The 7534-nt window shown below is 73.3% G+C and carries 11 protein-coding genes and 1 pseudogene; 4 read left to right on the top strand and 8 right to left on the bottom strand.

The window, feature by feature from the left end; all coding sequences use genetic code 11:
* Positions 1 to 23: 23 nt before the first annotated feature.
* The 5 genes from AB0L34_RS12720 to AB0L34_RS12700 all read right to left on the bottom strand — a co-directional run bounded on the left by AB0L34_RS12720 (position 24) and on the right by AB0L34_RS12700 (position 2563).
* Entirely contained in the window at positions 24 to 350 is a 327-nt protein-coding gene (locus AB0L34_RS12720; RefSeq protein WP_363704433.1) for a hypothetical protein, read from the bottom strand.
* Positions 351 to 477: 127 nt separating this feature from the next.
* Complete coding sequence (locus tag AB0L34_RS12715; RefSeq protein ID WP_363704431.1) at positions 478 to 822, bottom strand: DUF1330 domain-containing protein; 345 nt, start codon at positions 820 to 822, stop codon at positions 478 to 480.
* 118 nt (positions 823 to 940) lie between these two features.
* Positions 941 to 1378: a nitroreductase family deazaflavin-dependent oxidoreductase gene (locus tag AB0L34_RS12710; RefSeq protein WP_363704429.1), complete on the bottom strand. Its 438-nt coding sequence runs from the start codon at positions 1376 to 1378 to the stop codon at positions 941 to 943.
* A 96-nt stretch (positions 1379 to 1474) separates the two neighbouring features.
* Positions 1475 to 1924 (bottom strand): pyridoxamine 5'-phosphate oxidase family protein, encoded by a 450-nt coding sequence (locus tag AB0L34_RS12705; RefSeq protein ID WP_363704427.1) that lies wholly within the window; start codon positions 1922 to 1924, stop codon positions 1475 to 1477.
* A gap of 45 nt (positions 1925 to 1969) precedes the next feature.
* Entirely contained in the window at positions 1970 to 2563 is a 594-nt protein-coding gene (locus tag AB0L34_RS12700) for a pentapeptide repeat-containing protein (protein ID WP_363704425.1), read from the bottom strand.
* An 81-nt stretch (positions 2564 to 2644) separates the two neighbouring features.
* Between AB0L34_RS12700 and AB0L34_RS12695 the strand changes: the two genes are divergently transcribed.
* On the top strand, positions 2645 to 3877 hold the full coding sequence (locus AB0L34_RS12695) for a serine hydrolase domain-containing protein (RefSeq protein ID WP_363704423.1): 1233 nt from the start codon (positions 2645 to 2647) through the stop codon (positions 3875 to 3877).
* Between the two features lie 126 nt (positions 3878 to 4003).
* Positions 4004 to 4645, top strand: a complete 642-nt coding sequence (locus tag AB0L34_RS12690; RefSeq protein WP_357459263.1) for an NAD(P)H-binding protein — start codon at positions 4004 to 4006, stop codon at positions 4643 to 4645.
* A gap of 41 nt (positions 4646 to 4686) precedes the next feature.
* On the opposite strand, the gene AB0L34_RS12685 is transcribed toward AB0L34_RS12690, so the two are convergent.
* Both AB0L34_RS12685 and AB0L34_RS12680 read right to left on the bottom strand, forming a co-directional pair.
* Positions 4687 to 5151, bottom strand: coding sequence for a PPOX class F420-dependent oxidoreductase (locus AB0L34_RS12685; protein WP_357459266.1), 465 nt, complete (start codon positions 5149 to 5151; stop codon positions 4687 to 4689).
* Between the two features lie 17 nt (positions 5152 to 5168).
* The gene (locus AB0L34_RS12680) at positions 5169 to 5810 is read right to left on the bottom strand and encodes a hypothetical protein (RefSeq protein WP_357698404.1); all 642 of its coding nucleotides are present in this window, start codon (positions 5808 to 5810) and stop codon (positions 5169 to 5171) included.
* A gap of 304 nt (positions 5811 to 6114) precedes the next feature.
* On the opposite strand from AB0L34_RS12680, the gene AB0L34_RS12675 reads away from it, so the two are divergent.
* Positions 6115 to 6930, top strand: coding sequence for a D-Ala-D-Ala carboxypeptidase family metallohydrolase (locus AB0L34_RS12675; protein WP_363704421.1), 816 nt, complete (start codon positions 6115 to 6117; stop codon positions 6928 to 6930).
* A 98-nt stretch (positions 6931 to 7028) separates the two neighbouring features.
* Here the strand turns inward: AB0L34_RS12675 and AB0L34_RS12670 are convergent.
* Positions 7029 to 7227, bottom strand: a pseudogene (locus AB0L34_RS12670) (LuxR C-terminal-related transcriptional regulator); the annotation flags it as partial.
* 36 nt (positions 7228 to 7263) lie between these two features.
* Between AB0L34_RS12670 and AB0L34_RS12665 the strand changes: the two are divergent.
* Positions 7264 to 7497, top strand: coding sequence for a hypothetical protein (locus tag AB0L34_RS12665; protein ID WP_363704419.1), 234 nt, complete (start codon positions 7264 to 7266; stop codon positions 7495 to 7497).
* Positions 7498 to 7534 lie beyond the last annotated feature (37 nt).

Below are 7534 nucleotides of genomic sequence, written 5' to 3'. Positions count from 1 at the left end.
GGGTGCGAGGGCCCCGCCGGCGCTCAGGCGCCCGGGCGCCGCGGCGGCTCGGCGGTCGGGTCGCCGCCCGCGATCAGCGCGGCGATGTCGGCGGGGCGCAGGCCGCGCTGCGCCAGCACCCGCACGCCCCAGCGGTGCAGCCGACACGGGTGCGGGCTGGCGTCGTTGCGACAGACCGTCCCGCCGGACCAGTTCCGGGGCGCGTGCACCACCACCGCCCGGACGGCGAACTGCGCGTCCTCGGCGGTGACGTACGGCGGCAGCGGGATCTCCCGGAGCACCTCCCCGGACGGCTCCCCGGCGCCGCGTGGGGCGGGCGGACGGACGGTGCGGGCGATGGTGCTGCTCATCGGTCGAGCCTCCACAGAGGATTGTCGGACGTGGACAGCAGAAAGTTACGACACGGCGAACGCGGCGCGACGGACAAACTGTCCCGGCCCGGAAGAACGACTCTGGTCAGGCTCGGACTTCGCCGGATCAGCGGGCGGCGCGCTCCCGCAGCCGGGCCGCCGTGCGGCGGGCGTCGTAGTCGGGGGCGACCCCGTCGACGATCAGCGTCGCGCCCGGGATGTGCCGGGTGCGCAGCGCGACGATCTCCTGGTAGGCCGGCGAGTCGTACCAGGCCCGGGCGCGCTCCAGGTCGGGGAACTCCACGATGACCACGGTGCCGGGCCAGTCGCCCTCCTTGACCTCCACCTCGGCGCCGTGCACCCGGAACCGGCCGCCGAACGGGTCCAGCGTGGCCTGGATCCGCTCGATGTAGGTCAGGACGTCCTCGTTGACCTGCGGTGCGTAGAGGTGGGCGAGCGCGAACGCGGGCACGGATCCTCCCCGTGGGCCGTTCCGCCCGGCCGGGTCGCCGGTGCGGTACGCCGAGTCTCGCGCCGGCGCCCGCCCGGCGTCGATTACCCGCGGGGTAACGGCGACGGGCCGCCCCTGGTCAGACGCGGTCGAGCACGACGACCGGGATGTCCCGGTCGGTCCTCGCCTGGTACTCGTCGTACGACGGCCAGGTGGCGGCCATCGTGGACCACATCCGCGGCTTCTCCTCGGCCGTCGCGGTACGCGCCCGCGCGGTGAACCGCTCGCCGCCCACCTGCACCTCGACCAGCGGCTCGTCGAGCAGGTTCAGGTACCAGGCCGGGTGCTTCGGATCGCCGCCCTGCGAGGCGACCACCAGGTACGCGTCGCCGTCGCGGCCGTAGATGAGCGCGGTGCGCCGCAGCTTCCCGCTGCGCCGGCCCCGGGTGGTCAGCAGCAGCGTGAAGACGCCCGGCCGCCACTCGTGGCCCTCGGCGCCGTCGGTGTCGACGTACCGCCGGATGTGGTCGGCCACCCAGCCCTGCGGGCTGTCCAGCACCTGCTCGCCCGACGTCATCCGCCCTCCCGTTCGTCCGCGTCGTTCCTCGTCGCGCCCACGCTACCCGCGGACGCGGCCGGTCACCGGGCGAACGCCCAGGGCCTCCCGCGGGGCTCAGTGCCGCTGGCGGCGGTGCAGCCCGCGGCCGGGGTGCCAGCTCTCGATGACCAGGTGGTCCGGCGGATCGCCCACCCAGGTCAGGACGACCTCGGTCAGCTCGATCCGGAACCGGTGGGAGCCGTCGTCGCCGGGCGGCTCCTCGTGCGCCCGGCCGGCGATCTTCGCGTCGCCACCCCAGGAGTGCGGATCGTCCTCGGGAGCGTCCTCCGTCGGGCAGTGCAGCGCCACCCGTGGGTCGCGGCGCAGGTCGAGGGCCTTGAGCGCGCCGGCCATGCTGCCCAGCCGCAGGTGCTCGGGGCCGAAGTCGAACTCCGTGCCGCTGATCCGGGGCGAGCCGTCCCGGCGCAGCGTCGCCATCGTGCCGTGCTTGCGGACCGCGAAGCGGGCACGCACCCGCTCGGCGAACTCGGGTTCCTCGCGGAGGAGGTCGGACCACCATGTCATGGGGCTCAGCGTGGCAGCCAATCCGGACAACCCGTGGCGGCTTTCTCAGCGGATCTCGAACCCGAGTGCCTGCGCGATCACCACGGTCTGCTCCGGGTCGACGATCGCCCCGGCCCGCTCCACGACGGTCGGGTCGAGCGCGGTCAGGTCGCTGCCGCGCAGGTCGGCGCCGGACAGCCGGGAGCTGTGCAGTTGCGCGGCGGAGAGGTCCACGCCGGTGACGGTGGCGCCGGTCAGGTTGGCCCCGGTGAGGTCGACCTCCCGCATCCGTACGTCGGTGATCCGCACGCCGCGCAGGTCGGCACCGGGCAGCGCGACGAACGACCAGTCGCCGCCCGAGACCGTCAACGGCCGCAGGTCGCACTGCGCGAACGTGCTGCCCACCAGCTTGCAGCCGGTGAACTCGGCCTCGAAGAAGTTGCACCGCTGGAAGGTGCAGCGGGTGAAGGCCGAGTCGGTGTGCCGGGAGGCGTTGAACCGCACGTTGCCGAAGGTGCACCCGTCAAAGACCGCGCCCTGGCTGACCGCCTCGGTCAGGTCGACGTGGAAGAACGAGCAGCCGACGAAGTGCCGGTCCACCAACTCCTCGCCGTACCAGTCCTCGTTGCGGAAGGTCGCGTCCTCGGTCAGCTCGGGCATCGGGCCAGGCTACTCAGCGCGTACGACATGTGTGGCGGCCGGCTCTTCCGGCGCGGGGTACCGGCTAGTAGGTTCGGCGGCGTGACTGTGGCACGCGGCATCGACCCGGACCAGATCGGCTTCGACCCGGCGCGCCTGGCGCGGATCGACGAGCACTTCGGCAGGTACGTCGACGACGGCCGGCTCGCCGGCTGGCAGGTGGTGGTCACCCGGCGCGGCGAGATCGCCCACTCGTCGACGTACGGGCTGCGCGACATCGAGGCGGGGGCGCCCGTCGAGGCGGACACCCTCTGGCGGATCTACTCGATGACCAAGCCCGTCACCTCGGTCGCCGCGATGATGCTCTGGGAGGAGGGCCGCTTCGAGCTGACCGACGAGATCAGCCGGTGGCTGCCCGAGTTCGCCGACCTGCGGGTCTACAGCAAGGGCTCGGCCCTCAAGCCGTACACCGTGCCGGCGGTCGAGCCGATCCGGATCTGGCACCTGCTCACCCACACCGCCGGCCTGACGTACGGCTTCATGCAGACCTCGGTGGTCGACGGCCTCTACCGGGCCGCCGGTTACGACCTGTACCCGCCGGCGGACGTCGACCTGGCCACCGCCTGCCAGGCGTTCGGCGAGCTGCCCCTGCTGTTCCAGCCCGGCACCGCCTGGGGCTACTCGGTCGCCACCGACGTGCTGGGCCGCCTGGTCGAGGTGGTCTCCGGGCAGAGCCTGGACGCCTTCTTCGCCGACCGGATCTTCCGCCCGTTGGGCATGACCGACACCCACTGGTGGGCCGACGGCGACGCCGCGGACCGGCTCGCCGCGCTCTACGCGCCGGACCCGCGCACCGGCCGCGCGTTCCGCTACGACAAGCTGGGCGCCCTGGCGTACGAGAAGCCGCTGCTGCTCTCCGGCGGCGGCGGCCTGATCTCCTCCGCCGCCGACTACCACCGGTTCACCCAGATGCTGCTGCGCGGCGGCGAGCTGGACGGGGCGCGCCTGCTGGCGCCGCGCACGGTGCGCTTCATGACCCGCAACCACCTGCCCGGCGGGCGGGACCTGGAGACCCTCTCCGCCGGCGGCTTCGCCGAGACCACCCTCGACGGGATCGGCTTCGGGCTGGGTTTCGCGGTCGTGGAGGACCCGGTCCCGAGCCGGGTGCCGAGCAGCGTCGGCGAGTACTACTGGGGCGGGGTGGCGAGCACGGCGTTCTGGGTCGACCCGGTCGAGGAGGTCACCGCGCTGCTCTTCACCCAGCTCCTGCCGTCGAGCACCTACCCGCTGCGGCCGCAGCTGCGCCAGCTCGTCTACTCCGCCCTGGTCGACTGAGCCGTCGGATCGCCGGTTACCGCACCGGCCGGGCCACCCGCTCCATAACCTGGGAGGCGGACGGCAACCCGGCGGGCGGGCAGGCAGACGGTCACCGCCCCGGCCGGACGGGGGCGGGAGGCGGTCATGAGCAACATCGTCGTGTTCGGGGCGGGCGGCACCGCGGGCTCGCGGATCACCGCCGAGGCGGTCGGCCGGGGGCACCGGGTCACCGCCGCGGTGCGCCGCCCGGAGGCCACCTCGTACCTGCCGCCGTCGGTCAAGCTGGTCACCGGCGACGCCACCACCGAACGGAGCGTGCGGGACCTTGCGCCCGACACCGACGTCATGGTGGTGGCGATCGGCGGCGGGGAGCGCGGCCTCTGGCTCAACGCGGCGCGGACCCTGGTCGGTACGCTGCGGGGTCTGCCGGCCGCGCCCCGGATCATCCACGTGGGCGGCGGGTCGACGCTGCTCACCCCGAAGGGCACCCGCTACCTCGACGAGCCGGACTTCCCCGACGAGTACCGCGACGCCGCGCTGGGCCAGGCCGACGCCCTGGACTTCTACCGCTCGTCGGCCGACGGGGTGACCTGGACGTACGTCTCCCCGCCGCCGTTGGAGTTCCATCCGGGCGAGCGCACCGGGCACTACCGCACGGGCGGCGATCAGCCGGTCACCGACGACGAGGGCCGCTCGGTGCTCAGCTACGAGGACCTGGCGGTGGCGATCGTCGACGAGATCGAGACCCCGCGCCACACGAACGAGCGGTTCACCGCCGCGTACTGACGGCGGTTCCGCCCGCCGGTGTGGACCGGGGAGGCCGGGCGTCAGCCGGCGAGGCGGGCGGGGAAGCCACCGGTGGCGATCGGCCCCCACGCGTCGACGGTGACCCGGATCAGCGACTTGCCCTGGCGGACCATCGCCGCCCGGTACTCGTCCCAGTCAGGGTGCTCGCCGGAGATGCGGCGGAAGTAGTCCACGAGCGGCTCCAGCGCCTCCGGCAGGTCGAGCACCTCCGCGGTGCCGTCGACCTGGACCCACGGGCCGTTCCAGTCGTCGGAGAGCACGCACGCGGAGACCCGGGGGTCGCGGCGGATGTTGGCGACCTTGGCCCGCTCGGGGTAGGTGGAGATCACCAGCCGTCCCTCGCCGTCCACCCCCGCGGAGACGGGGGACGACTGCGGCCGGCCGTCGGCGCGGGTGGTCATCAGCACCACCCGGTGCCGGGGCCGGAGGAACTCGACCAGCTCGGCCCGGTCGACCCGGGTGTTCGTCGCGATGCCTGCCACCACCCGTTTCTACCAGTCGGTCAGCGCGGGCGGGGCGCGGCGCGGCCGGCGGCGGGCTGGGCGGGGACCCGGGGGCGCACCGAGGGCCGCCAGGCGCGGCCGTTGGCGTAGATGATCCGGAACCCGAGGTACGACGCGAGGGGCGCCCAGTGCGCCGAGCCCATCCGCAGCTCGGCGGCGTTGTGCCGCTGCCCGTTGGCCAGCACGTCGAGCAGTACGGTTTCGAAGGCAGCCGATTCCACCCAGTCCACTTCCCGGGTGAAACCGCAGATCAGCGCCGCTCCCGTGGCGGCCAGGAAGTCCCGCAGCGCGGCGTCGGAGGCGCGCAGCACCGAACAGCTGCCGAAATAGAGCCGGCGGCCCTCGCAACGGCCGGCCATCAGTTCGGCGACGTCGGCGAGTTCGACGGATTCCCAGTCGGTGAGGCAGAGCCGGCTCGGTTCGCCGTGCATCGCGAAGAAGCCCACCCGGTGGTCGGCGTACTGCTTGAGCAACCAACGGTCGACGAAGTAGAAGAGTTCGTCGCGGGTCGCCGCGTCCTTGTGGATGAAGCGGATCTTCCCGAGCCGTTCGAGCAGTTCGAGGGTGGGCAGGACGGAGCCGCGTTCGTTGAGGTCCCGGTGCCACTGGCCCTCGACGCAGAAGACGCCACCGCGCGCCACGCCGCCACCTCCCCGTTCCCGCCGGCGCTGACGTTACCGCGTCGAACCGCCCGCAGAACATCACCCTCGGTGTCACCGATTGCGACACCGCGTGCCGTTCGCGGTTTTCTGCGGCCGGTTCGCAGCGATTGGGCGTTTCGCAAATGGGCCCGATGCCCGGGCAGGACCCCGGAACCACCAATCATGAGGACAATTCTTGTTAATTGCCGCCAAAGGGCCGCCCAGGTGTCAGGGTGGAAACACGGGACGCCCCGGTCGATGTCCCGAACGCCACCCCAATCGCACTCCTATCGGGAGGACTTCTGTGCGTGTCAACACCCTGAAGCGGGCGCTTGTCGCATTCGCCCTGGCGATGCCGGGAGCCGCGATCGCCACGGTGGTCGCCGCGCCGGCGGCCCACGCCGACGCCTGCTACACGTGGAACCGCAACCTCTACCAGGGGCGCTCCGGCGAGGACGTCCGCCAGCTGCAGATCCGGGTCGCCGGCTGGGCCGGCAACCGGGACATCGTCGAACTCGACGGCCGCTTCGGGCCGAAGACCGCCGCCGCGGTCCGGCGGTTCCAGGCCGCGTACGGGCTGCGGGTCGACGGCGTCGCCGGGCCGCAGACGTACGCCAAGATCTACGAGCTGCAGGACAACGACTGCACCCCGCGGCACTTCAGCTTCGCGGAGATGGACGACGGCTGCGGCCGTGGCGGGTGGACCGGCGGCCCACTGTCGGCCGCCCAGACCCGGCAGAACGCCCTGCAGACGATGTGGAAGCTGGAGGCGATGCGGCGCAGCCTCGGCGACAAGCCGCTCTACGTGAGCAGCGGCTTCCGCAGCCGCGCCTGCAACGACCAGGTCGGCGGGGCGTCGGACAGCCAGCACCTCTACGGCAACGCCGCCGACGTGGTCTCCCGCACCAGCTCGCTGTGCGAGGTGGCCCGGGACGCCCGCAACCGGGGCTTCAGCGGCATCTACGGGCCGGGCTACCCGGACCACGACGACCACGTGCACGTGGACTCGCGACGGGAGAACGACAACGACCGCACGCCGAACACCACCAGCTGGTCCGCGCCGGACTGCGGGATCGGCGCCGCCAACACCCGGGCCAGTCGGGAGCCGGCGGATCGGTAGGACGGGCACGGCGACACCGGCCCGGGGCGCGGGTGGGGAAATCCCCGCGCCCCGGGGCCGGCGTCGTGCTGCCCCGGGTCGCCGCGAGCGGGCGCGAGTCAGACCAGGCCGACGTCGTGGACCAGCAGGGCGACCTGGACCCGGTTGTTCAGGTCGAGCTCGACCAGCAGCCGCGACACGTACGCCTTGACGGTGGCGACGCTCATGAACAGCTCGCCGGCGATCTCGGCGTTGGTCCGGCCCTGCCCGAGCGCGACGCCGACCTCGCTCCCGCTCGCTGAGCCCGGCGAGCTGCCGGAGGCCGACCCGCACCGGGACGCGTACCGGCGGTGGGTGCCGGGGCTGCCCGGCCTGCCGGCCGGCGCGGACGCGCTGCTGCGGGCCCGGCAGAGGGCGCTCGACGACGACCGGGGCGGCGAGGCCCGGGAGCTGCGCGACGAACTGGCCCGCTCCGGGGTGGTGGTCCGGGACGAGCGCAGACGGCAGTACTGGCGGCTGACCCGGTCGGCCGTGCGTCCCCGGCCGGAGGACGCGACTTCGCCTGAGCCGGAGGTCGACGGACGGTAGCGTTGCGTTCGACGGGGCCCTGGGCACGGGGAGCGCG

This window comes from Micromonospora sp. NPDC052213 (genome assembly GCF_040679695.1).
Taxonomy (GTDB): Bacteria; Actinomycetota; Actinomycetes; order Mycobacteriales; family Micromonosporaceae; genus Micromonospora.
This window is presented reverse-complemented; position numbering and strand designations above follow the sequence as displayed.